The organism is Pseudomonas sp. LBUM1646 (assembly GCF_059716165.1).
The window spans coordinates 1,219,465-1,243,907 of the sequence record NZ_CP166810.1; the positions used below are offsets into that span (position 1 = coordinate 1,219,465).

A 24,443-nucleotide genomic window follows, 5' to 3' on the forward strand; every position below is an offset into this window, starting at 1 on the left:
AACGGCATTTTGTGACAGAAAAAATAACCCGCAGAACGCAGCTGTTCGCGGCCCGGATACCCGGCCCGACGTTCGGGTGCGGCCGCGCGTACCGTTTCGGGTGATGTCGCGGGCGGTTTAGGCTAGAATGCACGGCCTCAAAGCACACCCCTTCCCGAGGCTGTCCCGAAGATGTTGATCCTGCGCGGCGCTCCTGCCCTTTCTGCCTTTCGCCACAGCAAACTCCTTGAGCAACTGAGCCAGAAAGTTTCGGCTGTCAGCGGCTTGTATGCTGAATTCGCTCACTTCGCCGAAGTTACCGGCGTCCTGACCGGCGACGAACAGCAGGTGCTTGCGCGCCTTCTGAAGTACGGCCCAAGTGTCCCGGTGCAAGAACCGACCGGTCGTCTGTTCCTGGTGTTGCCGCGTTTTGGCACCATTTCGCCGTGGTCCAGTAAAGCCAGCGACATCGCTCGCAACTGCGGCCTGAGCAAAATCCAGCGCCTGGAGCGCGGCATCGCGTTCTACGTGGCTGGCCAGTTCAGCGACGCCGAAGCGCAGCTGATTGCTGATGTGCTGCACGACCGCATGACCCAGATCGTGTTGGGCAACCTTGAACAAGCCGCCGGCCTGTTCAGCCACGCCGAGCCTAAACCGCTGACCGCAATCGACGTGTTGGGTGGCGGCCGCGCCGCGCTGGAAAAAGCCAACACCGAGCTGGGCCTGGCCCTGGCCGAAGACGAGATCGACTACCTGGTCAACGCCTTCGTCGGCTTGAAGCGCAACCCGCATGACATCGAACTGATGATGTTCGCCCAGGCGAACTCCGAGCACTGCCGTCACAAGATCTTCAACGCCAGTTGGGACATCGACGGCCAGAGTCAGGAAAAAAGCCTGTTCGGCATGATCAAGAACACCTACGTGATGCACAGCGAAGGCGTTCTGTCGGCTTATAAGGACAACGCATCGGTGATCGTCGGCAACGTTGCCGGCCGTTTCTTCCCGGACCCTGAAACCCGCCAGTACGGCGCGGTGCAGGAACCGGTGCACATCCTGATGAAAGTCGAGACGCACAACCACCCGACTGCGATTGCCCCGTTCCCGGGTGCAGCCACCGGCAGTGGCGGCGAGATTCGCGACGAAGGCGCTACCGGTCGCGGCGCCAAGCCCAAGGCTGGCCTGACCGGTTTCACCGTATCCAACCTGCAAATCCCGGGTTTCGAACAGCCGTGGGAAGTGCCGTACGGCAAGCCTGAGCGCATCGTTACCGCGCTGGACATCATGATCGAAGGCCCACTCGGTGGCGCCGCGTTCAACAACGAATTCGGTCGTCCGGCCCTGACCGGCTACTTCCGTACCTTCGAGCAGTCGATCACCACCCCCCGTGGCAACGAAGTTCGCGGTTACCACAAGCCGATCATGCTGGCCGGCGGCATGGGTAACATCCGTGCCGAACACGTACAGAAAGCCGAGATCACCGTTGGCTCCAAGCTGATCGTCCTCGGCGGCCCGGCGATGCTGATCGGCCTGGGCGGCGGCGCCGCTTCCTCCATGGCCACCGGCACCAGCTCGGCTGACCTGGACTTCGCATCCGTACAGCGCGAAAACCCTGAAATGGAACGTCGCTGCCAGGAAGTCATCGACCGCTGCTGGCAGTTGGGCGACAAAAACCCGATCAGCTTCATCCACGACGTGGGTGCGGGCGGTCTGTCCAACGCCTTCCCGGAACTGGTCAACGACGGCGACCGTGGTGGCCGCTTCGAACTGCGCAACATTCCAAACGACGAGCCGGGCATGGCCCCGCACGAAATCTGGAGCAACGAATCCCAGGAACGCTACGTTCTGGCAGTCGGCCCGGCGGACTTCGAACGCTTCCAGGCAATCTGCGAGCGTGAGCGTTGCCCGTTTGCCGTGGTCGGCGAAGCCACTGCCGAGCCGCAACTGACGGTCACCGACAGCCACTTCGGCAACGATCCGGTCGACATGCCGCTTGAAGTGCTGCTGGGCAAAGCCCCGCGCATGCACCGTTCGGCCGTTCGTGAAAACGAATTGGGCGACGACTTCGATCCAAGCACCCTGGAAATTGCCGACTGCGTTGAACGCGTTCTGCATCACCCGGCTGTGGCGAGCAAAAGCTTCCTGATCACCATCGGCGACCGCACCATCACCGGCCTCGTGGCCCGTGACCAAATGGTTGGCCCGTGGCAGGTTCCGGTGGCCGACGTTGCCGTCACCGCCACCAGCTTCGACGTCTACACCGGTGAAGCCATGGCCATGGGCGAGCGCACTCCGCTGGCCTTGCTGGACGCTCCGGCGTCGGGCCGCATGGCCATCGGCGAAACCCTGACCAACATCGCCGCTTCGCGCATCAACAAGATTTCCGACATCAAGTTGTCGGCGAACTGGATGTCCGCTGCCGGTCACCCCGGTGAAGACGCGCGCCTGTACGACACCGTGAAAGCGGTCGGCATGGAACTGTGCCCGGACCTGGGTATCACCATTCCGGTGGGCAAGGACTCCATGTCCATGGCCACCCGCTGGACCGACGAAGGCGTCGACAAGACCGTCACCTCGCCGATGTCGCTGATCGTGACCGGTTTCGCGCCTGTGGCTGACATCCGTCAGACCCTGACGCCTGAACTGCGCATGAACAAGGGCACCACCGACCTGATCCTGATCGACCTGGGCCGTGGCCAGAACCGCATGGGCGCCTCGATCCTGGCCCAGGTTCACGGCAAGCTCGGCTCACAAGCGCCGGACGTCGATGATGCCGAAGACCTCAAAGCCTTCTTCGCCGTGATCCAGGGCCTCAACGCCGACGGTCACCTGCTGGCTTACCACGACCGTTCCGACGGTGGTCTGCTGACCAGCGTTGTCGAGATGGCCTTCGCCGGTCACTGCGGCCTGAGCCTGAACCTCGACGGTCTGGCAGAAACGTCCGCCGACATCGCTGCGATCCTGTTCAACGAAGAGCTGGGTGCTGTGATCCAGGTTCGTCAGGACGCTACTCCAGACATCCTCGCGCAATTCAGCGCGGCCGGTCTGGGTGATTGCGTGTCGGTGATCGGTCAGCCGATGAACAACGGCCAGATCAACATCACCTTCAACGGCGAAACCGTGTTCGAAGGCCAGCGTCGTCTGCTGCAGCGTACATGGGCTGAAACCAGCTACCAAATCCAGCGTCTGCGTGACAACGTCGACTGCGCCGAACAAGAGTTCGACGTGCTGCTGGAAGAAGACAACCCGGGCCTGAGCGTCAAGCTGAGCTACGACGTCAACCAGGACGTCGCCGCGCCTTACATCAAGAAAAACATCCGCCCACAGGTTGCCGTACTGCGTGAGCAGGGCGTCAACGGCCAGGTGGAAATGGCAGCAGCGTTCGACCGCGCCGGTTTCAACGCGATCGACGTGCACATGAGCGACATTCTGGCCGGTCGTGTCGACCTGAATGAGTTCAAAGGTCTGGTCGCTTGCGGCGGTTTCTCCTACGGCGACGTACTGGGTGCCGGCGAAGGCTGGGCCAAGTCCGCGCTGTTCAACAGCCGCGCTCGCGATGCGTTCCAGGGCTTCTTCGAACGTAACGACAGCTTCACCCTCGGCGTGTGCAACGGTTGCCAGATGATGTCCAACCTGCACGAGCTGATCCCGGGCAGCGAGTTCTGGCCGCACTTCGTGCGCAACCGTTCCGAGCAGTTCGAAGCCCGCGTGGCGATGGTTCAGGTCCAGGAGTCGAACTCGATCTTCCTGCAAGGCATGGCCGGTTCGCGCATGCCAATCGCCATCGCTCACGGTGAAGGTCATGCCGAGTTCTCAAGCGAAGAAGCGTTGCTGGAAGCCGATCTGTCCGGTTGCGTGGCGATGCGTTTCGTCGACAACCACGGCAAAGTCACCGAAAACTACCCGGCCAACCCGAACGGCTCGCCGCGCGGGATCACCGGGCTGACCAGCCGCGACGGTCGCGTAACGATCATGATGCCGCACCCGGAACGCGTGTTCCGCGCCGTGCAGAACTCGTGGCGTTCGGAAGACTGGAACGAAGACGCACCTTGGATGCGTATGTTCCGTAATGCTCGCGTCTGGGTTAACTGATAGCTGTGTATAAGCTCAGTTTTTTTGTTCCGGCCAGTCATGTGGAACAGATCAAAAGCGCCGTATTCGCCGCCGGTGGCGGGCGGATCGGTGCTTATGATCACTGCGCATGGCAAGTGTTGGGCCTGGGCCAGTTTCGACCTTTGGACGGCAGTCAGCCGTTTATTGGCGAAGCGGGGCAGGTCGAGCAGGTTGAGGAATGGAAGGTTGAGCTGGTGGTGGCGGATGAGTTGATCGTGGCTACGGTGGCCGCGTTGAAACTCAGCCATCCCTATGAGACGCCGGCTTATGAAGTGTGGCGGTTGGAGGATTTCTGATCTTTCTGGCTGCTGAAATGAGAAACCCGCTGATGCAGATCAGCGGGTTTTTTGTTGCCCAGGGTTTTCAATGATCGTTCCCACGCTCTGCGTCACTAGTGTCCGGTAAACATGTTTCAAAGCTGAAGGTTGCCCTGGGCAGCCTTTAGTTTTTCTTGTTCCTGCCTTCGTCGGTCTTTGAATTCTTGGGTAGCGGGCCGTTCATGCAGGACATGTGCAATCCGCACCGTCAGCTCAAACAACGAGCCGGGAAACCCTGAGCGACGGTGAAAAAGGTGCAGTAACAAGTAGCTGATCAAAGCACTGTAAATCTGCAGGCGAACGGCATTTTCGGAGAAGGCATAGAACCGCTTGAGTTTCAGATGTTGCTTGATCCACTTGAAAAACAACTCGATCTTCCAGCGATTCTTGTACAAACCCGCGATTTCTTCAGCTGTTCTGGCAAAGTCGTTGGTCACCAGGATTAACGGTGTCACGTGCCCTTCGCGTTCAATCACGACACGTCTTACTGGTTCGTCTCGATAGTCATTCACACGTTTGCCACCCAGACGTTTTTTGCCGAACTGAACGACCTCATCACTCATGACCGGGCTTTGTTCGGCAACGGTTGAGTGCTCGTGCAGCACCTCGTAGTTGGCATTTTTCTTAAACCGAGTGACGAAATAAGCACCTTTGCTCTGCAACTGGTACCACCAGTTGTAATCGCAGTAACCTTTGTCAAAGACATAAGTCATGCCGGCCTGAATCGGCATATTCAGCGCATCGCTCATGTCGTTGACGTTGGCGGGGGTAATGTTCACGTACACCGGGGCCAACTGAGCCAGATCCAACCCTACGTGTACCTTGAGGCCTTGTGTGATGCGGGTTTTAGTTGCGGCAGTCCAGTCATCAAAGTGAGGTCCACGCAAGGTAATCGAAGTGGAATCAATCAGACTAACCATGGCGCCGACTTCCTTGCGCTGTTGACGGCCGACACCGCGCAACAGGTTCTCACAGAGGTCTTGGAACGGCCGGTAATCACGTTTGTTCAACGCATCTGACAGGGTCGAGCGGGCAATGGGGCCGGCTTGGAGATGGTAGCTATGCGCAGCCAGCGTTTCGGAGAAAGTCGCCAATGACCGCAGGCTTAAGGCTTGGGTTACATGGCCGCTGACCAGTGTTACCAGCAATTGCCAGGATGTGCAGCGTTTGACGTAGCGATCCGCCTGGTACTTTTCGGTGGATTGCTGGAAGGACGGGCGAGGGATCGCACTGAGCAGTTGGGCTAAACGGGTGCTGGAGAACATGAGTCAAAATCGAGTCTGAAAAATCCGATTATGACTGAAGTCCGCCAACAGCAAGGGGGAGCAAGCTCCCCCTTCAGTTTTTACCGGACACTAGTGACGCTCTGCGTGGGAATGCATCCCGTGACGCTCTGCGTCACATTCTGAAGCGGAACGCAGAGCGTCCCTGGCTGCATTCCCACGCAGAGCGTGGGAACGATCGGTGTAAGGATGATGAGAGCGTGCTTACCCGCGAAGGCTGACTAAACATCACCGCAGGGCTCACGTTTAAAAGCGCTCAAAGTTACTTCCTGAGACCTACAAAATCTTGCGCCGTTGCCTACGGCTCCGCCAGAATCCGCCGGCTTGTGCGCCTTTGGGCTGCTCGGTAACTTGATTCCTGTCACTGCCCATCAATGACCGGGTTTAGCAGCCCAGGACAATTAACAAGTTGCACAAGCTCCGTCAGTCAGGCATTTCCGTGCCTGCACTCGATGGTGGCTGTGCGCAGGGCGCCTTCGGGCGCGCCGGCTTTGTTAGTTTCCCCGGTCTGCTAACCTGCGCACAGCTGCCTCCCTCTCGTTTAGCAGCAGGAGGGTTGGCACTCAATCAGAGAAATTGACTATGTCTAAGGTTACGCCCGACCCGCCAGAAACCGATCCAACAGCCCCGCAACAACCCGAATCAAAACCACGCGACATCCCTTCGTTCGCCGACATCAAAGCCACACCGCGTACACCCAGCACCCTGTTCTCCGTAGACCCACAGGCCACCAGCGAAACCCTCATGGTTTACCTGGTCGAGACCCTGGCCTCGGTCGACGTGATGGTCCATCAACTGGTGGACCTTCTGGACGGCGGTTCGCGCAATGCCCTGCTGGGCATTTCAAACAGCGTGATGCTGGCGGAAATCACCGCGAACCGCGTACTGGATCAGATAGATCCACACGAATAGACCCGGCCTCATCGCGAGCAAGCTCCCACATTGGATCGTCGTACATCGAACCATTGTGGGAGCGAGCTTGCTCGCGATGGCGAACTGTCAGGCGCCGAAGATCTAAACCTTGGCACTCACCTCACTACGATTAACCAACGCCTCCAACGCCCCACTCAAACTCGGCGCCTTGTCGCCAATCAACAGATGCCAAACCCCTCCCTCAAGTTGACTGACGCCCTGACACCCCAATTCCTTCAACTGACACTCCGACAACGCCTTGCCATCCGCCAGTTGCAGGCGAATCCGGGTCATGGCGATGCAGTCCATTTGCAACACATTGTCGCCACCGCCCAAGGCATTCAACCATTGCTGCGCTTCCGGTAGAGCAACAGGTTTCGCCACTTCGACAACAGCTAGGGGCTCAGTAATAACCGCGCGACCCAACGCCGGCATCGCCAGGCGAATCTCATCGGCAATGCTGTCCGCCATCGGCCCCACCACAACCTGCAAGCTCCCACCCTTGCCCGGACGCACCACGGCCATCGCGCCCAGCGCTTTCAACTCGGCATCGTTGGCCTTGTTGCGATCCACCATGTCCAACCGCAGTCGCGTGGTGCAGGCGCCCACAGTGATCAAGTTGTCCGCGCCGCCCAGGGCCTTGATATAGGCCCCGGCGCGTTCATTTTCGGCGAACACAACCTTCTCGGCTGAAGCCACATCTTCACGCCCCGGCGTCTTGAGGTTGAAGCGGCGAATACAGAAATCAAACACCACGTAGTAGATCACTGCATACGCCAGCCCAACCGGGATCACCAGCCAGCCGTTGGTGGATTTACCCCAGCCGAGGACCATGTCGATGAAACCGCCGGAGAAGGTAAACCCGAGGTGAATGTTCAGCATATTGGTGACGGCCATCGACAGGCCGGTCAGCACGGCGTGCACCAGATACAGCATCGGTGCGAGGAACATGAACGCAAACTCGATCGGCTCAGTCACACCGGTCAAAAACGAGGTCAGCGCCATCGACAGGAAAATCCCGCCCATGACCTTGCGGCGTTCCGGCAATGCATTGCGGTACATCGCCAGGCACGCGGCGGGCAGGCCGAAGATCATCATCGGGAACATGCCAGTCATGAACTGGCCACCTTTCGGGTCGCCAGCGAAGTAGCGCGACAGGTCGCCGGTGACCATGGCGCCGGTAGTCGGGTCGGTGAAGTTGCCGAACACAAACCACGCCATGTTGTTGAGGATGTGGTGCAGGCCGGTGACGATCAGCAGGCGGTTGAACACGCCGAAGACGAAGGCGCCGAAGCTGCCGCTCTCCATCATCAACGCGCCGAAGCTGTTGATGCCTTGCTGGATCGGCGGCCAGATCAGACCGAACACCAGGCCGAGGCCGACGGCGGCAAAACCGGTGACGATAGGCACGAAGCGCCGGCCACCGAAGAACGCCAGGTACTCCGGCAGCTTGATGTCCTTGAAGCGGTTGTACAGCGCGCCGGCCATCAAGCCGCTGACGATCCCGGCCAGCATGCCCATGTTGATGCTGGCATCCAGCACCTTTAGGGTCGAGACCATCACTAGGTAGCCAATGACCCCGGCCAGCCCTGCTGTGCCGTTGTTGTCTTTGGCGAACCCGACCGCGATGCCGATGGCGAAGATCATCGCCAGGTTGGCGAAGATCACCTGACCGGCGTCGTGGATGATCGCGATGTTCAGCAGGTCGGTGTCGCCCAGACGCAGCAACAGGCCGGCGATGGGCAGGATCGCGATCGGCAGCATCAGCGCGCGACCGAGGCGCTGCAAGCCTTCGATAAAGTATTGGTACATGGCGGTTCTCCCTGTGTTCTTTTTGTTTTAGAGCTGTTGTTGTTCAGCTCAGAGGCCAATGTTGGTGACAGGCATGACGCACCGCGCTGGCGCTGCTCAACTTGAGCAAGTCCTGGCTGATGCGTCGGCATTCGCTCGCATCCAGATGGCGGACGCGGTCTTTGATTTCACCGATCTGCACCGGGCTCACCGACAACTCGCGAACCCCCAGGCCAATCAGTACCGGTGTGGCCAACGGGTCGGAGGCCAGTGCACCGCACACCCCAACCCAACGGTTATGCACCGCAGCACCGGCGCAGGTCTGCGCGATCAATCGCAGCAGCGCCGGGTGCAGCGCATCGACCCGCGAGGCCAGGCCCGCGTGGTCGCGGTCCATGGCCAGGGTGTACTGGGACAAATCGTTGGTGCCGATGGACAGAAAGTCCGCGTGTTCGGCCAGTTGCTCGGCCAGCAGTGCGGCGGCCGGGACTTCAATCATCACGCCCAGCTCCGGGCGCTGCGCCAGCTCAAGCTCGGTGCACAAGGCATCGAGGCGTTGGCGGATGTGCAGCAATTCATCGACTTCGGTGACCATCGGCAACAGGATCCGGCAGCGCGACAACGGGCTGACGTGCAACAGCGCGCGCAGTTGCTGGTCGAGCAATTCCGGGCGCACCTGAGCGAGGCGAATGCCGCGCAGGCCGAGTACAGGGTTGGCTTCGGCGGGCAGTGGCAGATAGTCGAGCTGCTTATCGCCACCGACATCGATGGTGCGAATGATCACCGACTTGTCGCCCATGGCGTCGAGCACGGCTTGGTAGGCGAGGCGTTGTTCCTGCTCGTCCGGCGCCGTGTTGCGGTCCACAAACAGAAATTCGGTACGCAGCAGGCCGACACCATCGGCGCCATTGGCCAGCGCATCCGCCGCTTCGGCGCTGGACGCGACGTTGGCTGCGACTTCAACGTGCAAGCCATCGAGAGTCAGCGCCGGAGTGTGCGCCTGCGCCTGTTGTTGGGCGCGACGTTGTTGGTGATCGAGTTGTGCCTGCCGCACCTCGGCCAGGCGTTCGGTGGATGGCGTCAATTCGAGGCGACCGCCGTCGGCATCCAGCACCACCGATTGGCCTTGCGCCTGATCCAGCAGCGCCGAGCTCAGTGCCACCAGGCATGGCAGGCCTTTGCCGCGAGCGAGAATCGCCACATGGGACGTCGCGCCGCCCGCTGCCATGCACAACCCGGCGACACCGTGCTGACTGAGTTGCAGCAAGTCGGACGGGGTCAGTTCATGGGCGGCGACGATGGCGCCTGCCGGAATATCGTAGTGCCAGGTTTCCCCGAGCAGGGCGCGCAGCACCCGTTGCTTGAGGTCACGCAAATCGTTGGCGCGCTCGGCCAGCAATGCACTGCCGAGTTGCTGGAGGACGTCGCACTGCACATCGATGGATTCACTCCAGGCGTGAGTCGCGGCGCTGCCTTTATCAATGGATTGCGCTGCGGCGTCCAGCAATGCCGGGTCTTCGAGCAGCGCAAGGTGCGCCGCGAAGATCGCTTCTTCGTCGGTGTTCTTGTGCTTTCTGGCTTGGGTCAGTGTGTGATCGATTTCGCTGCGCACGACGGCCAGTGCGGCATCGAGGGCTTGCAGTTGTTGCTCGGGATCGTGGTTGCCGGCGTCCACCGGCAGGCTGATCGCGTTCAAACGAAACAGTGGCCCGGCGACCAGGCCGGGTGCAGCACAAACGCCGTGCAACACGCCCACTTCGGCAGGGCGATTGCGCTGGGCAATCGGCGTCGGCGCGATGGTGTGATTGTCTTCGGCCAATGCTGTGGATAACGCAATCAGCAACGCTTGCAACGCCGCCTCAGCATCCGGGCCCTGACTGCTGACCTGAACTTCTTCCTGCTCGCCAACGGCCAGGCTCATGAGCCCGATCAAGCTATCGCACGACGCCGACTTACCGGCGAAATGCAGCTGCGATTTGCTCTTGAAACCTTGCGCCGTCTGCCGAATCAGCGCCGCTGGCCGAGCGTGCAAACCGCCGCGATGCGCGATGCGGATATGCCCGTGGACTTCGATGCCTGAAAGGTCGACTTCGGCCTGCACGCCATTGGCCAGTCGCCGGACGATATGCAGCAGCGGATCGCCGACCTTCACCGATTTCAAGGTGATCGGCCGCGCCTGAAAGTCCTGGCTGTTGGTCAGGATCATCAGGCTGACCAGGCTTTTGCACTGTTGCGCGACCTTGTCCAGGTCATAGCGCAACAGCGGTTGGCCGTTCGCAACCCGCGCACCTTCCTTGACCAGCATCGAAAAGCCTTCGCCCTGCAACTCGACCGTATCGAGGCCCAGGTGCAGCAGCAATTCGGCACCGTTGTCGGCGCGCAAGGTCACGGCGTGGCCGGTACGGGCGACATGCACCACCACGCCGGCGCAAGGCGCGTAAAGGGTGTCATTCAATGGATCGATTGCAATCCCGTCACCCATCGCGCCACTGGCGAACACCGGGTCCGGGACTCTGGCGAGCGTGAGCACCGGGCCGCTGAGCGGGGCGCTGAGGGTCAGCTCTTTATTATTGTTGTGCATGGCTCGGTACTCATCAGTAAACAATTCGGTTCGGATCACTTGTCACCCTGTAGGAGCTGTCGAGTGAAACGAGGCTGCGATCTTTTGATTTTGCTTTTGAAAATCAAAGTCAAAAGATCGCAGCCTCGTTTCACTCGACAGCTACTGCAGGGCTGTGCACGCCATTCGACTTAGTGCGTGCGCGTCACTTTGCTCAAATGCCGCGGCTGGTCCGGGTCCATGCCTCGGGCGACGGCCAAACCAGCGGCCATCACGTAGAAACTCTGGATCGCCAGAATCGGATCGAGGGCCGGGTGCTCGGCGCGGGTCAGGGTCAGGTCGCGTTCACTGACGTCATCCGGCGCCGCCAGCAATACACGGGCGCCGCGCTGGCGCATGTCGGCAGCCAGGCTCAGCAAACCGGCCTGCTCGGCACCGCGCGGGGCGAACACCAGCAACGGGTATTGATCGCCGATCAACGCCATCGGGCCGTGACGGACTTCGGCACTGCTGAAGGCTTCGGCCTGGATCGCCGAGGTTTCCTTGAATTTCAGCGCGGCTTCCTGAGCGATGGCAAAACCGGCGCCACGGCCAATCACCATCAGCCGTTCGCAATCGCGCAGGGTGTCGATGGCCAGGCTCCAGTCCTGTTTCGCTGCATCGCGCAGACCTTCTGGTAGCGCGTTACCGGCCTCGAGCAATTCCACGTCTTCTTTCCAGTGAGCGATCAACCGGGCGCTGGCGCTGAGGGTGGCGATAAAACTCTTGGTCGCGGCGACGCTGCTTTCGATGCCGGCCAACAGCGGCAGGCTGAATTCACACGCCGCTTCCAGCGGCGAACCCTCGGCGTTGACCATCGAAATGCTCAAGGCGCCACGTTTGCGCAGCAGACGCAGGCTGTTTACCAGGTCCGGACTTTGCCCCGATTGCGAAAAGGCGAACGCCACCTGACCGCTGACCTTCAACGGCGCTTGCTGCATGGTCACCACCGACATCGGCAACGACGCGACCGGAATGCCCAGTTGCTGCATGGTCAGGTAGGCGAAGTAGCTGGCGGCGTGGTCGGAGCTGCCACGGGCGACGGTCATCGCCACTTGCGGCGGCTGACGGCGCAGGCGCCCGGCGATCTCGATCATCTGCGGGTCGAGTTGCTGCAATTGGGCTTGCACGGCCTCGAACGAGGACAGCGCCTCTTCAAGCATTTTTGAAGTCAATGTCTTCTCCTTCGACCATGACGGCGGTCAGTGTGAGTGAGCGATCCAGCCGCACGCAGTCGGCCCAGGCGCCGGGTTGCAGGCGCCCGCGTTCGGTGATGCCGAGGTAGTCGGCGGGGAATTGCGAAAGGCGTTGCGAGGCTTCGGCAATCGGCAAACCGATCTTCACCAGGTTGCGCAACGCCTGATCCATGGTCAGGGTGCTGCCCGCCAGCGTGCCGTCGGCCAGGCGCACACCGCCCAGGCATTTGGTCACGGTGTGGCTGCCGAGCTTGTATTCACCGTCCGGCATGCCAGCGGCAGCGGTCGAATCGGTGACGCAATACAGGCACGGGATCGAACGCAGGGCCACGCGCATGGCGCCGGGGTGCACGTGCAGTAAGTCCGGAATCAGCTCGGCGTATTTGGCGTGGGCCAGGGCCGCGCCGACGATGCCGGGCTCGCGGTGATGCAGCGGGCTCATGGCGTTATAGAGGTGGGTGAAACTGCTGGCGCCGGCGTCCAGCGCGGCCACGCCTTCCTCATAACTGCCGAGGGTGTGGCCGATCTGCATGCGCACGCCGCGAGCGCTGAGGGCGCGGATCAAACCATCGTGGCCAGCGATTTCCGGGGCAATGGTGATCACGCGGATAGGCGCCAGGGCCAGGTATTCCTCGACTTCGGCCATCAACGCGGTGTGGGCGAAATTTGGTTGGGCACCGAGTTTGCCGGGGTTGATGTACGGACCTTCGAGGTGCACGCCGAGCACCCGGGCGCTGCCTGTCGGACGTTGCTCGCAGTACTCGCCGACGGCTTTGAGCACGCTGGAAATTTCTTCCGATGGCGCGGTCATGGTGGTCGCCAGCAGCGACGTGGTGCCGAAACGCACGTGGGTTTTGGTGATGGTTTCGAAGGCTGTCGCGCCTTCCATGATGTCTTTGCCGCCGCCGCCGTGAACGTGCAGGTCGATGAAACCCGGCAGCAGGTAAGGCAGGTCATTGTCCGCCGGATCGCAAGGCACGCCTTCGATGGACACGACTTTGCCGTGTTGGTGAATCAGCCGGCCGCGAACCCAGCCGTGGGCGGTGAGGATGTTGTCTTCGGACATGATCGGTTCTCGGTAGCTTGGTTAGCGGCGAAGCTCTGCGACAAAGTCGTAGTAGTCATTGCGGCAATAGGTGTCGGTGACTTCGATCGGCGTGTTGTCTTCCAGGTAGCCGACCCGGGTCATCAGCAGCATGGCGGTGCCGGGGGCGATGCCGACCAGCGCGGCGAATTCGTCCGAGGCGTTGATCGCCTGGATGTGTTGCAAGGCGCGGACGATCGGTTTGCCGATGCCGTCGAGGTATTCGTAGAGGGAATCGCCCACCGCTTGCGGCTTGGGAATGATCGAGGCGGGCAGGGTGCTCATCTCGATCGCCATCACCGTGTCATCGGCTTTGCGCAGGCGTTTGAGCCGCGCAACCTTGTCGTTGGGCGAGAGGCCGAGGCGGATCAGCTCTTCGTGGGTCGGCGGGGTGATTTCCCGTTCCAGCCATTGCGAACCGGGGACGAAGCCTTTCAGACGAAGCATTTCGCTGAAACCCGAGAGGCGCGACAGCGGTTGTTCCAGGCGTGGGGTGATGAAGGTGCCGGAACCTTGATTGCGACGGATCAAACCTTGTTCGAACAGCACTTCCAGCGCTTTGCGAGCGGTCACGCGGGAGATGCCCAGCGACTCGCAGAGGCTGCGCTCCGACGGCATGGCCTGCTCGGCTTTCCATTGGCCGGCGTGGATCGCCGCTTCCAGGTTACGCGCCAGTTGCAGGTACAGGGGCGTCGGCTGGGTGTCGTCAGGACGTAGGGCCTGGATGTCATTCATGTAGGTTTTGTCCGAGGCGGATATTGGATTGTTGTCGCCTGCTTGTAGGACGAAACCTAATACCACTTAAATACCATGTCAATGAGACCACTTTGCTCGAAGCGCGGGAAAACCGGGCCTATTAGGCGTGTTTAGAGGGGGTTGGCTTTAAGTGGTATTAGCGGTGGGAGTTTTGGAAGCAAAGATCGCAGCTTTCGGCAGCTCCTACGGGTGGGAGTGGTATCAACCCTGTAGGCGCTGCCGAAGGCTGCGTTTTTTTGATTTATTTTTTCGAAGGGCGACCGAAGGTAGGCGTTACGGCGGGGATTGATCGTTCCCATGCTCCGCGTGGGAATGCCTCAAGGGACGCTCTGCGTTCCAGCTTTGGAGGGGACGCGGAGCGTCCCGGGCTGCATTCCCACGCGGAGCGTGGGAACGATCAATTACGGCCGAATCTCGATCATCGTGCCATCCGGCACCAAGCCCCAGACCTCGCGCATGTCCATGTTGCGCATGGCGATGCAGCCGTCGGTCCAGTCCAGGGTGTGGAACAGGTTTTCCGGGTAGTCGTAGGTGTCGGGGGTGCCGTGGATCATGATCATGCCGCCGGGGGCGACGCCTTCGCGCCGGGAGCGGGCGGAATCGGCGATGTTCGGATAAGAGATGTGCATGGCGAGATTGAAGCGGTCACTGACCTTGCGCCAGTCCACCCAGTAAAAACCCTCTGGCGTGCGCTTGTCGCCTTCCATCAGCTTCGTGCCCCGGGGGTTTTTGCCCAGGGAAATGCGGTAGGTTCGCAGCGGCTTGCCGTCGGCAATCAATTGCAGTTGATGGGCCGATTTGAGCACCAGTACTTTTTCGATGGGTTTGCCGTCCAGGGTGACCACGGTGGAGGCCTGGGAAACCACAACGAACGATAGGCAAAACAGGGCAAGCAACCAGCGCATTGAAACGATATCCCTAGAGGTGTCGCGACTATTTTAGTTATAGATGTTTTTTAACGGATGGCGGGCTGAGCAAGCGGCGGAATCGACTCGGATCGCACCGGATAGGTCTCGGTCCGCCGGTCAGCGAAGAAGCATTCTAAGGTACGGCCCACTGTGCGGAAAGCCAGCTCGGACCAAGGGATCTCGGCTTCTTCGAAAAGCTGTACTTCGAGGCTCTCGGGGCCGGCTGCAAAGTCCAGGTCCACCAGTTCGGCGCGGAAGAATACGTGCACCTGGCTGATGTGCGGCACGTCGATCAGCGTGTAGATGCTCAAGTTACGTACCCGGGCGCAGGCTTCTTCGGCGGTCTCGCGGACGGCGGCCTGTTCGATGGTCTCGCCGTTTTCCATGAAACCGGCGGGCAGGGTCCAGTAACCGAGCCGTGGCTCGATGGCGCGACGGCACAGCAACACCTTCGAGCCCCAGGTCGCGACACAACCGGCGACGATATTGGGGTTCTGGTAATGAATGGTCTGACAGCTGTCACAGACAAAACGCAGGCGCGAATCGCCTTCGGGAATGCGCTGGGTGACCGGGTTACCGCACTGACTGCAAAATTTCATGCTTGGGTTCCTGGAGGCTGCGCCTATCTTGGCGTGCGGCGGTGTCAGTCGGCAAGTTGTCGTTTCGCGACATGGGGCAGTTCGGGGGTTGGGCGGTCGGTTCTATTGGTGCATGATGCGAGGTAGCCAACAGATCGAGAAGACTCATGCTGGACGAGCTACTTCACCGAGTAAGCAACCACACGCCACGCACCCTTGAAACCGACAAGCGTTTCCCCGAGGCTGCCGTATTAGTGCCGATCACCCGCAGCGACGAACCGGAACTGGTTCTGACCCTGCGCGCCAGCGGGCTCTCGACCCATGGCGGCGAAGTCGCCTTCCCCGGTGGACGACGCGACCCTGAAGACCCTGACCTGATCTTCACGGCCTTGCGCGAAGCTCAAGAAGAAATCGGCCTGCCGCCGGGGCTGGTGGAAGTGATCGGTCCGCTCAGTCCGCTGATCTCTCTGCACGGGATCAAGGTCACGCCTTATGTTGGCGTTGTTCCCGATTTCGTTGAATACCTGGCCAATGATGCCGAGATCGCAGCGGTGTTCAGCGTGCCGCTGGAGTTCTTTCGCAAGGACCCGCGGGAACACACCCACCGCATCGATTACCAGGGCCGCAGTTGGTATGTGCCGAGCTATCGCTATGGCGAATACAAGATCTGGGGTTTGACGGCGATTATGATCGTCGAATTGATCAACCTGCTTTATGACGCTGACATCAGCCTGCACCATCCCCCGAAAAGCTTTATCAATAATTAAATGTGAACCCGCGGCTGCCTGAGCCTTGAGGACAACAAGATGAAATACCGCCTGGGCGACGCCCGCGTCGAAACCCATCCACAGAGCTGGGTTGCGCCCAATGCCGTGCTGGTGGGCAAGGTCAAACTGGAAGAGGGCGCCAACGTCTGGTTCAACGCTGTGTTGCGCGGCGATAACGAACTGATCCTGATCGGCAAGAACAGCAACGTCCAGGACGGCACCGTGATGCACACCGACATGGGCTACCCGCTGACCATCGGCACCGGCGTGACCATCGGCCACAACGCCATGCTCCACGGCTGCACTGTCGGCGACTACAGCCTGATCGGCATCAACGCGGTGATCCTCAATGGCGCGAAAATCGGTAAGAACTGCATCATTGGCGCCAATTCGCTGATCGGTGAAAACAAAGAGATTCCCGATGGTTCGCTGGTCATGGGCTCGCCGGGCAAAGTCGTGCGCGAACTCACCGAGCCGCAGAAGAAAATGCTCGAAGCCAGCGCCGCCCACTATGTGCATAACTCACAGCGCTATGCCCGCGATCTGGTCGAGCAGGAAGAATGAACACCACCGAACGACCGGTGCGATCGCCCTGTGTGAACATCTGCGCACTGGATGACGACGATATTTGCACCGGGTGCCAGCGCACGGTGGAGGAGATCACCCGTTGGAGCCGGATGGATAACGAGGAGCGGCGCAGGGTGCTGGGGTTGTGTCATGAGCGTGCCAAATCCAGTGGGTTGATCTGGATGCTCAACAAAACGCCGGACCTGTAGGCGCTGACGAGTGCAACGAGGCTGCGATCTTTTGATCTTGTTCTTGAAAAACAACACCAAAAGATCGCAGCCTCGTTGCACTCGTCAGCTCCTACGGTACTCTGTGCACCAAACTGACAGGTATCTTCGCGCCCCATGTTCTTCCTGATCACCTACATCAGCAGCGTCGTGCTGATCAACTTCGCCTTTTCCACCGCCCCGCACCTGGACATCATCTGGTCAGCCTGGGGCGGTCTGGTATTCGTGCTGCGCGACATGGTGCAAACCCGTTTCGGCCACGGCGCCATCGCGGCGATGCTGGCGGCGCTGGTGTTGTCCTACGTCACGTCCGATCCATCCATCGCCCTGGCCAGCGCCACGGCGTTCGCGGTGTCCGAGTGCATCGACTGGCTGGTATTCAGCATCACCAAGCGCCCGTTGCACGATCGCCTGTGGATAAGTTCGGCCCTGAGCATTCCCCTCGATACCTTCATCTTCTTCGGGATGATCGATGCGTTCACCCCGGCCGTGATCCTGACCGCCATGGGTTCGAAATTCGCCGGTGTGACGGTCGTGTGGCTGATCATGGCCTGGCGCCTGCGCAAACAGGCCGTCGCCAGCTGAAGCCAAACCCTGCGGTTCATGTAAAATGCCGCGCTTTCTCCCCATGGGAAGTGCGCCTTTGGCCGCATCCCTCGATGATCCGCTTCTTTGAGGACCTGAGATGACCCGTATCGGAACTCCATTGTCGCCAACCGCGACCCGCGTATTGCTGTGTGGCTGTGGCGAGTTGGGCAAGGAAGTGGTGATCGAACTGCAACGCCTGGGTGTTGAAGTGATTGCCGTGGATCGCTACGCCAACGCGCCGGCCATGCAAGTCGCCCATCGCAGCCATGTGATCAACATGCTCGACGGCGCCGCCCTGCGTGCCGTGATCGAAGCCGAGAAGCCGCACTTCATCGTGCCGGAAATCGAAGCCATCGCCACCGCGACCCTGGTTGAACTGGAAGCCGAAGGCTTCACCGTGATCCCGACTGCCCGTGCCGCGCAGCTGACCATGAACCGCGAAGGCATCCGTCGCTTGGCCGCCGAAGAGTTGGATCTGCCGACCTCGCCATACCACTTCGCTGACACGTTCGAGGATTACAGCAAAGCCGTTGAAGACCTGGGCTTCCCATGCGTGGTCAAACCGGTGATGAGTTCTTCGGGCAAAGGCCAGAGCCTGCTGCGCAGCGTCGATGACGTGAAAACCGCGTGGGATTACGCGCAAGAAGGCGGCCGTGCCGGTAAAGGTCGGGTGATCGTTGAGGGCTTTATCGATTTCGATTATGAAATCACCCTGCTGACCGTGCGCCACGTCGGTGGCACCACGTTCTGCGCGCCGGTCGGTCACCGTCAGGAGAAGGGCGACTACCAGGAATCCTGGCAGCCACAAGCCATGAGCCCGATTGCCCTGGCCGAATCCGAGCGCGTCGCCAAAGCCGTGACTGAAGCCCTGGGTGGCCGTGGTCTGTTTGGCGTTGAGTTGTTTATCAAAGGTGATCAGGTGTGGTTCAGCGAAGTCTCGCCGCGTCCGCATGACACTGGCCTGGTAACGCTGATTTCCCAAGACTTGTCGCAGTTCGCACTGCACGCCCGGGCGATTCTGGGCCTGCCGATTCCATTGATTCGTCAGTTCGGCCCATCGGCGTCGGCGGTGATTCTGGTGGAAGGGCAGTCGACCCAGACCGCTTTCGCCAATTTGGGCGCTGCGCTGAGTGAGCCGGATACGGCGTTGCGTTTGTTCGGCAAGCCTGAAGTGAACGGTCAGCGCCGGATGGGTGTGGCGTTGGCGCGGGATGAGTCGATTGAAGCGGCTCGGGCTAAGGCGACCCGTGCTGCTCAGGCTGTAAAAGTAGAACTGTAAGACTACTCAGATCGTTCCCACGCTCTGCGTGGGAATGCCTCAACGGACGCTCCGCGTCTGCTTTGGGACGCGGAGCGTCCCGGGCTGCATTCCCACGCCGAGCGTGGGAACGATCCTTGTCAGGCCACCCGATTCAAATCGTTGTTACGCGTCTCCTTCAGGCACAGCACCGCGATCAAACTCAGCACCGCCGCCCCCGACACATACCCGCCGACGTAGCTCAAACCACCCATCGCCACCAGTTTCTGCGCAAAGAACGGCGCCGCCGAGGCCCCGACAATGCCGCCCAGGTTGTAGGCTGCCGACGCCCCGGTATAACGCACGTGGGTCGGAAACAGCTCTGGCAACAATGCCCCCATCGGCGCAAATGTCACGCCCATCAGAAACAGCTCAATGCACAGGAACAGCGCCACGCCCCAGGTCGTGCCGTGGGTCAGCAACGGTTCCATCAGGAAACCGGACAAAATCGCCAGCACGCCACCGATGATCAGCACCGGTTTGCGCCCGTAACGGTCACTGGCCCAGGCCGACAATGGCGTGGCGGCGGCCATGAACAACACTGCGAAGCACAGCAGCGCGAGGAAGGTTTCGCGGGTATAGCCGAGGGTCGAAACCCCGTAGCTCAGGGAAAATACGGTCGAGATGTAGAACAGCGCATAGCAGACCACCATCGACCCGGCACCCAGCAACATCGGCGCCCAGTACTGGCTGAACAGCTCGACCAGCGGGATCTTCACCCGCTCCTGGCGTGCCATGGCGTTAGCGAATACCGGGGTTTCATGGAGTTTGAGGCGTACGTACAGGCCAACCATCACCAGCACGGCGCTCAGCAGGAACGGAATCCGCCAGCCCCACGAGCGGAACTGCTCGTCATCCAGGGTCATGGCCAGGGTCAGGAACAACCCGTTGGCCGCCAGGAAACCAATCGAAGGACCCAGCTGCGGAAACATGCCGAACCAGGCGCGTTTGCCCTTGGGCGCATTCTCTGTCGCCAGCAGCGCCGCGCCGCCCCATTCACCACCCAATCCAAGGCCCTGGCCGAAGCGCAGCACGCAAAGCAGGATCGGCGCCCAGGCCCCGATGCTGTCGTAACCCGGCAGTACGCCGATCAGGGTGGTACAGACGCCCATCAGCAGCAGAGACGCGACCAAGGTCGATTTGCGCCCGATACGGTCACCAAAGTGGCCGAACAGCGCCGAACCCAGCGGCCGCGCCAGGAACGCGATGCCAAAGGTGAGAAACGCCGAGAGCATCTGCGCGGTGCCGGAGGTCTGCGGAAAGAATACCGGCCCGATCACCAGCGCGGCGGCGGTGGCGTAGACGTAGAAGTCGTAGAACTCGATGGCGGTGCCGATGAAGCTCGCGGTGGCCACGCGGGTGGCGGAGTTCGTCGGTTGGGCAGGCGTGGTTTCGCTGTAAGCGGTGCTGGTCGTCATGCGGTGATCCCTGACAGTCATGCTCCAGTGGAGCGAATTATTATGGTCGAACACCCAGGGATGTGGGTTTAACGCAGCGTGCGGGTAGCACGGGGGTAGGGCGGCGCTTGGGTAAGCGACTCGATTATAGGAAGGCGGCTAACGATCGAACAAGAGGCAAAAAGATCGCCGCCTTCGGCAGCTCCTACAGGGGAATGCATTCCAAATGTAGGCGCTGACGAAGGCTGCGATCTTTTAACAATTCAGCGGACGGGCACAACCGCTGGAACCGAACTGGTATGCCAGACCAACACCCGCGTCACCCGGTTGTCTTCAGTCTCGAGAATCTCCAACCGATAACGTCCGATCTTCAGGCACACCGAGCTCTCCGGAATCGTCTCCAGCGCCTCGGTCACCAAGCCGTTAAGGGTTTTCGGCCCATCGCTGGGCAGGTGCCAGCCCAGGCTCTTGTTCAGTTCGCGAATCGACGCCGCACCCTCAATCACCAGTCGGCCATCGGCCTGTGGGTGAATGTGCGGGTTGTCCAGGCTGTGCTCGCTTTCGAATTCGCCGACGATTTCTTCGAGGATGTCTTCCAGGGTCACGATACCGAGCACTTCGCCGTACTCGTCCACCACCATGCCCAAGCGCCGCTGCTGTTTGTGAAAGTTCAGCAACTGCAGCTGCAACGGGGTGCTTTCCGGCACGAAGTACGGTTCGTGGCAGGCTGTCAGCAACGCTTCCAGGGTCAGGGTGGCATCCGGCAGCAGATGGCGGATCTGCCGGGTGTTGAGCACCGCTTCGACCTGGTTGATGTCGCTGTGGAACACCGGTAGCCGTGTGCGTCGGTTGTTGCGCAACTGTTCGATGATCTCTTCGAGGGAATCGTCGAGGTTGATCCCGTCGACGTCACTGCGCGGCACCAGGATGTCGTTGACCGTGATGTTGTCCAGCGCATGGATACCCGACAGTGCGTGGGGGCGGCAGGGCGCATGCTCGTTATCTTCGTGCCGATCCGCCGGCGCCTCGTCTTCGCTCTGTTGCACCACTTTGACTTGGCGGGCGAACGGTCGCATCAGCAACTGGCTGATGCCACTGAGCAGCCAGGCGGCGGGGTAGATGATTTTCAGCGGCGCGCCGAGCAAGGTGTTGCCCAGGCTCAGGATCGCATCCGGATAGCGCACGGCGAGGGTGCGCGGCAGGTAGTCGGCGAACACCAGCAGAATCACACCGGCGCCGATGCCAGCGACCCAGGGACCGTTCTCTGCCCAAGTGAAAATCGCCAGCAAGGTGCTGATGACCATCGCCAGCGCACGGCACAGGGTGTTGCAAAGGATCAGGCTGTTGAGCGGGAAGCTCAGCTTCGCCACCGGCTTGTCGCTCGAGCGCGAGGCGGTGCGTTGGGCCAGCAAGTGTTGTTGCGCGACTTCGATGGCGGTAAACAACCCGGACCACAAAATCAGCAGGGCGATCACTGCGAGCATCGGCCCTATGGGCAAGTCATCCATTATTGCCGCCCGTCAGATGTGCAGAATGTATTCACGGACCAACTTACTGCCGAAATAGGCCAGCATCAGCAGGCAGAAACCGGCGAGGGTCCAGCGAATGGCCTTGTGTCCGCGCCAGCCGAGGCGATTACGGCCCCACAGCAACACGCTAAACACGATCCAGGCCAGACAGGCCAGCAAAGTCTTGTGTACCAGATGCTGGGCAAACAGGTTCTCGACGAACAGCCAACCGGAAATCAGCGACAGCGACAGCAGGGTCCAGCCGGCCCAGAGGAAACCGAACAGCAGGCTTTCCATGGTTTGCAGCGGCGGAAAGTTCTTGATCAGCCCGGACGGGTGCTTGTGCTTGAGCTGGTGATCTTGCACCAGCAGCAGCAAGGCCTGGAACACCGCGATGGTGAACATGCCGTAGGCCAGGATCGACAGAAGAATGTGGGCGAGGATGCCCGGCTCTTCGTCGATGATCTGCACCGTGCCGGCGGGGGCGAACTGTGCCAGCAGGACGGTTGCGAGCCCCAGCGGGAACAACAAGACCAGCAGGTTCTCAACCGGAATCCGAGAGCAGGCAATAAGGGTCAGGGCGATGACTGCCGCGGCAATCAGGCTGGCGGCGCTGAAGAAGTCCAGGCCCAGGCCGATTGGCGTCAGCAAGTGGGTAAACAGACTGGCGCTGTGAGCCAGCACGGCCAGTATGCCGAGCGTGACCAGCAGGCGTTTGTTCGCCTTGGCGCCGGAGGCCAGGCGAGTGCCCTGATAGAGAGTCGCAGCGGCATATAAGCAGGCGGCGGCGAGGGTGGTAAGCAAGCTGGGTGACAAGGGGAGCATAAATCCTGTTAGGCAAGCCCGAAAGGCGCTGAGTTTGGCATAGAACCCACATCGCACGAAAGACCATAGAACCTGACAGCGAGGTGTCCGCCAGCCGCAGTCTTCGCTATAATCCGCGACCTGCCCACGCCGCAGGCTCGCCGAGCACATGTTTATTCCGGTCTGGGCCGCCATTATCCCGGTCTACACAGGGCCTGAAAGGATCGCGCAATGTTTGAAAACTTAACCGACCGTCTCTCGCAGACGCTGCGCCATGTCACCGGCAAGGCCAAGCTGACCGAGGACAACATCAAAGACACCCTGCGCGAAGTGCGCATGGCGTTGCTCGAAGCCGACGTCGCCCTGCCGGTGGTCAAGGACTTCGTCAATTCGGTCAAGGAACGCGCCGTTGGCACCGAGGTGTCGCGCAGCCTGACGCCGGGCCAGGCCTTCGTGAAGATCGTCCAGGCCGAACTCGAAAGCCTGATGGGCGCGGCTAACGAAGACTTGAACCTGAGCGCCGTTCCACCTGCCGTCGTGCTGATGGCCGGTCTGCAGGGCGCGGGTAAAACCACCACCGCCGGTAAACTTGCGCGCTTCCTTAAAGAACGCAAGAAGAAGACGGTCATGGTCGTGTCTGCGGACGTTTACCGTCCGGCGGCGATCAAGCAGCTGGAAATGTTGGCCGCTGAAGTCGGTGTTACCTTCTTCCCGTCCGACCTGAGCCAGAAGCCGGTCGATATCGCGCAAGCGGCTATTAAAGAAGCAAAACTGAAATTCATCGACGTAGTTATCGTCGATACCGCCGGTCGTCTGCACATCGACGAAGAGATGATGGGCGAGATCAAGGCGCTGCACGCCGCGATCAACCCGGTCGAAACCCTGTTCGTGGTCGACGCCATGACCGGCCAGGACGCCGCCAACACGGCCAAGGCCTTCGGTGATGCACTGCCGCTGACCGGTGTGATCCTGACCAAGGTTGACGGCGACGCCCGTGGCGGTGCCGCTCTGTCGGTTCGCGCCATCACCGGCAAGCCGATCAAGTTCATCGGTATGGGCGAGAAGAGCGAAGCGCTCGAACCGTTCCACCCTGAGCGTATTGCTTCGCGCATCCTCGGCATGGGCGACGTGCTCAGCCTGATCGAACAGGCCGAGCAGACCCTCGACAAGGACAAGGCCGACAAACTGGCCAAGAAGCTGAAGAAGGGCAAGGGCTTCGACCTCGAAGACTTCCGCGATCAGCTGCAACAGATGAAGAACATGGGCGGCCTCGGCGGCCTCATGGACAAACTGCCGAATATCGGCGGTGTGAACCTGGCGCAAATGGGCAATGCCCAGGGCGCGGCAGAGAAACAGTTCAAGCAGATGGAAGCCATCATCAATTCCATGACCCCGGCCGAGCGCCGCGACCCTGACCTGATCAGCGGTTCGCGCAAACGTCGGATTTCGTTGGGTTCCGGCACCCAGGTGCAGGACATCGGTCGCTTGATCAAGCAACACAAGCAGATGCAGAAGATGATGAAGAAATTCTCCGCGAAAGGCGGAATGGCCAAAATGATGCGCGGCATGGGCGGAATGTTGCCCGGCGGCGGCATGCCGAAAATGTAAAGAATCTGCGCAAGGGCTTGCTCTTGCGCTGCCCACAGCAATGTGGGAACTCCAGCAAACCCGCACTTGGCGGGAGCTGACTGGCCGTTTTCAACGACGGCTCTATAGCAAATCTTGATGGCGACCGGAAGGCCGCCGGAAAAAGTCATTTGCAAAAGTCCGGATAT

General features: G+C 60.6%; 20 protein-coding genes. 9 read left to right on the forward strand and 11 right to left on the reverse strand.

Features of this window, described 5'->3' with window-relative positions; translation table 11 throughout:
* Positions 1-171 precede the first annotated feature (171 nt).
* Together purL and ACA071_RS05305 are read left to right on the forward strand one after the other, a co-directional pair.
* A complete protein-coding gene (gene purL / locus ACA071_RS05300) occupies positions 172-4,068 on the forward strand; it encodes a phosphoribosylformylglycinamidine synthase (protein WP_497643436.1) in 3,897 nt (1,298 codons plus the stop codon).
* 5 nt (positions 4,069-4,073) lie between these two features.
* The gene (locus ACA071_RS05305; RefSeq protein ID WP_497643437.1) at positions 4,074-4,385 is read left to right on the forward strand and encodes an NGG1p interacting factor NIF3; all 312 of its coding nucleotides are present in this window, start codon (positions 4,074-4,076) and stop codon (positions 4,383-4,385) included.
* A 116-nt stretch (positions 4,386-4,501) separates the two neighbouring features.
* Here the strand turns inward: ACA071_RS05305 and ACA071_RS05310 are convergent, their stop codons facing one another.
* Entirely contained in the window at positions 4,502-5,671 is a 1,170-nt protein-coding gene (locus ACA071_RS05310; RefSeq protein ID WP_497641581.1) for an IS4 family transposase, read from the reverse strand.
* 600 nt (positions 5,672-6,271) lie between these two features.
* Here ACA071_RS05310 and ACA071_RS05315 point away from each other — a divergent pair.
* The gene (locus tag ACA071_RS05315) at positions 6,272-6,601 is read left to right on the forward strand and encodes a DUF6124 family protein (RefSeq protein WP_497643438.1); all 330 of its coding nucleotides are present in this window, start codon (positions 6,272-6,274) and stop codon (positions 6,599-6,601) included.
* Positions 6,602-6,703: 102 nt separating this feature from the next.
* On the opposite strand, the gene nagE is transcribed toward ACA071_RS05315, so the two are convergent.
* From nagE to ACA071_RS05350, 7 genes are all read right to left on the reverse strand, one after another.
* Positions 6,704-8,413 (reverse strand): N-acetylglucosamine-specific PTS transporter subunit IIBC, encoded by a 1,710-nt coding sequence (nagE, locus tag ACA071_RS05320; protein WP_497643439.1) that lies wholly within the window; start codon positions 8,411-8,413, stop codon positions 6,704-6,706.
* 43 nt (positions 8,414-8,456) lie between these two features.
* Positions 8,457-10,973, reverse strand: coding sequence for a phosphoenolpyruvate--protein phosphotransferase (ptsP, locus tag ACA071_RS05325; protein WP_497643440.1), 2,517 nt, complete (start codon positions 10,971-10,973; stop codon positions 8,457-8,459).
* Positions 10,974-11,143: 170 nt separating this feature from the next.
* Positions 11,144-12,166: an SIS domain-containing protein gene (locus ACA071_RS05330; RefSeq protein ID WP_497643441.1), complete on the reverse strand. Its 1,023-nt coding sequence runs from the start codon at positions 12,164-12,166 to the stop codon at positions 11,144-11,146.
* Positions 12,147-13,253: an N-acetylglucosamine-6-phosphate deacetylase gene (gene nagA / locus ACA071_RS05335; RefSeq protein WP_497643442.1), complete on the reverse strand. Its 1,107-nt coding sequence runs from the start codon at positions 13,251-13,253 to the stop codon at positions 12,147-12,149. Before nagA ends, ACA071_RS05330 begins: the two co-directional genes overlap by 20 nt.
* A gap of 21 nt (positions 13,254-13,274) precedes the next feature.
* Positions 13,275-14,006 carry a GntR family transcriptional regulator gene (locus ACA071_RS05340; protein WP_497643443.1) on the reverse strand — a complete coding sequence of 244 codons (732 nt, stop codon included), beginning with the start codon at positions 14,004-14,006 and terminating at the stop codon, positions 13,275-13,277.
* Between the two features lie 422 nt (positions 14,007-14,428).
* The gene (locus tag ACA071_RS05345; RefSeq protein WP_497643444.1) at positions 14,429-14,932 is read right to left on the reverse strand and encodes a L,D-transpeptidase family protein; all 504 of its coding nucleotides are present in this window, start codon (positions 14,930-14,932) and stop codon (positions 14,429-14,431) included.
* Between the two features lie 50 nt (positions 14,933-14,982).
* Positions 14,983-15,534: an NUDIX hydrolase gene (locus ACA071_RS05350; RefSeq protein WP_497643445.1), complete on the reverse strand. Its 552-nt coding sequence runs from the start codon at positions 15,532-15,534 to the stop codon at positions 14,983-14,985.
* Positions 15,535-15,680: 146 nt separating this feature from the next.
* Here ACA071_RS05350 and ACA071_RS05355 point away from each other — a divergent pair, with 146 nt between their 5' ends.
* The 5 genes from ACA071_RS05355 to purT all read left to right on the forward strand — a co-directional run bounded on the left by ACA071_RS05355 (position 15,681) and on the right by purT (position 18,941).
* Positions 15,681-16,280: a CoA pyrophosphatase gene (locus tag ACA071_RS05355; protein WP_497643446.1), complete on the forward strand. Its 600-nt coding sequence runs from the start codon at positions 15,681-15,683 to the stop codon at positions 16,278-16,280.
* Between the two features lie 39 nt (positions 16,281-16,319).
* Entirely contained in the window at positions 16,320-16,844 is a 525-nt protein-coding gene (locus ACA071_RS05360; protein WP_054616048.1) for a gamma carbonic anhydrase family protein, read from the forward strand.
* Positions 16,841-17,056 (forward strand): DUF1289 domain-containing protein, encoded by a 216-nt coding sequence (locus ACA071_RS05365; protein ID WP_497643447.1) that lies wholly within the window; start codon positions 16,841-16,843, stop codon positions 17,054-17,056. The genes ACA071_RS05360 and ACA071_RS05365 overlap by 4 nt, the downstream gene beginning before the upstream one ends.
* Positions 17,057-17,191: 135 nt before the next feature.
* A complete protein-coding gene (locus ACA071_RS05370; protein ID WP_497643448.1) occupies positions 17,192-17,659 on the forward strand; it encodes a preQ0 transporter in 468 nt (155 codons plus the stop codon).
* 100 nt (positions 17,660-17,759) lie between these two features.
* Positions 17,760-18,941: a formate-dependent phosphoribosylglycinamide formyltransferase gene (purT, locus tag ACA071_RS05375; RefSeq protein ID WP_497643449.1), complete on the forward strand. Its 1,182-nt coding sequence runs from the start codon at positions 17,760-17,762 to the stop codon at positions 18,939-18,941.
* A gap of 119 nt (positions 18,942-19,060) precedes the next feature.
* On the opposite strand, the gene ACA071_RS05380 is transcribed toward purT, so the two are convergent.
* The 3 genes from ACA071_RS05380 to ACA071_RS05390 form a co-directional block, all read right to left on the reverse strand.
* Positions 19,061-20,377, reverse strand: a complete 1,317-nt coding sequence (locus ACA071_RS05380; protein ID WP_497643450.1) for an MFS transporter — start codon at positions 20,375-20,377, stop codon at positions 19,061-19,063.
* 242 nt (positions 20,378-20,619) lie between these two features.
* Entirely contained in the window at positions 20,620-21,864 is a 1,245-nt protein-coding gene (locus tag ACA071_RS05385) for an HlyC/CorC family transporter (RefSeq protein ID WP_497643451.1), read from the reverse strand.
* 12 nt (positions 21,865-21,876) lie between these two features.
* Complete coding sequence (locus ACA071_RS05390; RefSeq protein ID WP_497643452.1) at positions 21,877-22,689, reverse strand: cytochrome C assembly family protein; 813 nt, start codon at positions 22,687-22,689, stop codon at positions 21,877-21,879.
* A gap of 210 nt (positions 22,690-22,899) precedes the next feature.
* On the opposite strand from ACA071_RS05390, the gene ffh reads away from it, so the two are divergent.
* On the forward strand, positions 22,900-24,276 hold the full coding sequence (gene ffh / locus ACA071_RS05395; protein WP_497643453.1) for a signal recognition particle protein: 1,377 nt from the start codon (positions 22,900-22,902) through the stop codon (positions 24,274-24,276).
* Positions 24,277-24,443 lie beyond the last annotated feature (167 nt).

What these genes read in the sequence shown, in the direction of transcription:
- purL (WP_497643436.1), top strand. Translation starts at nt 172, where the DNA reads ATGTTGATCCTGCGCGGCGCTCCTGCCCTTTCTGCCTTTCGCCACAGC.
- ACA071_RS05310 (WP_497641581.1), bottom strand. Translation starts at nt 5,671, where the DNA reads ATGTTCTCCAGCACCCGTTTAGCCCAACTGCTCAGTGCGATCCCTCGC.
- ACA071_RS05315 (WP_497643438.1), top strand. Translation starts at nt 6,272, where the DNA reads ATGTCTAAGGTTACGCCCGACCCGCCAGAAACCGATCCAACAGCCCCG.
- nagE (WP_497643439.1), bottom strand. Translation starts at nt 8,413, where the DNA reads ATGTACCAATACTTTATCGAAGGCTTGCAGCGCCTCGGTCGCGCGCTG.
- ptsP (WP_497643440.1), bottom strand. Translation starts at nt 10,973, where the DNA reads ATGCACAACAATAATAAAGAGCTGACCCTCAGCGCCCCGCTCAGCGGC.
- nagA (WP_497643442.1), bottom strand. Translation starts at nt 13,253, where the DNA reads ATGTCCGAAGACAACATCCTCACCGCCCACGGCTGGGTTCGCGGCCGG.
- ACA071_RS05340 (WP_497643443.1), bottom strand. Translation starts at nt 14,006, where the DNA reads ATGAATGACATCCAGGCCCTACGTCCTGACGACACCCAGCCGACGCCC.
- ACA071_RS05345 (WP_497643444.1), bottom strand. Translation starts at nt 14,932, where the DNA reads ATGCGCTGGTTGCTTGCCCTGTTTTGCCTATCGTTCGTTGTGGTTTCC.
- ACA071_RS05350 (WP_497643445.1), bottom strand. Translation starts at nt 15,534, where the DNA reads ATGAAATTTTGCAGTCAGTGCGGTAACCCGGTCACCCAGCGCATTCCC.
- ACA071_RS05355 (WP_497643446.1), top strand. Translation starts at nt 15,681, where the DNA reads ATGCTGGACGAGCTACTTCACCGAGTAAGCAACCACACGCCACGCACC.
- ACA071_RS05360 (WP_054616048.1), top strand. Translation starts at nt 16,320, where the DNA reads ATGAAATACCGCCTGGGCGACGCCCGCGTCGAAACCCATCCACAGAGC.
- ACA071_RS05365 (WP_497643447.1), top strand. Translation starts at nt 16,841, where the DNA reads ATGAACACCACCGAACGACCGGTGCGATCGCCCTGTGTGAACATCTGC.
- ACA071_RS05370 (WP_497643448.1), top strand. Translation starts at nt 17,192, where the DNA reads ATGTTCTTCCTGATCACCTACATCAGCAGCGTCGTGCTGATCAACTTC.
- purT (WP_497643449.1), top strand. Translation starts at nt 17,760, where the DNA reads ATGACCCGTATCGGAACTCCATTGTCGCCAACCGCGACCCGCGTATTG.
- ACA071_RS05380 (WP_497643450.1), bottom strand. Translation starts at nt 20,377, where the DNA reads ATGACGACCAGCACCGCTTACAGCGAAACCACGCCTGCCCAACCGACG.
- ACA071_RS05385 (WP_497643451.1), bottom strand. Translation starts at nt 21,864, where the DNA reads ATGGATGACTTGCCCATAGGGCCGATGCTCGCAGTGATCGCCCTGCTG.
- ACA071_RS05390 (WP_497643452.1), bottom strand. Translation starts at nt 22,689, where the DNA reads ATGCTCCCCTTGTCACCCAGCTTGCTTACCACCCTCGCCGCCGCCTGC.
- ffh (WP_497643453.1), top strand. Translation starts at nt 22,900, where the DNA reads ATGTTTGAAAACTTAACCGACCGTCTCTCGCAGACGCTGCGCCATGTC.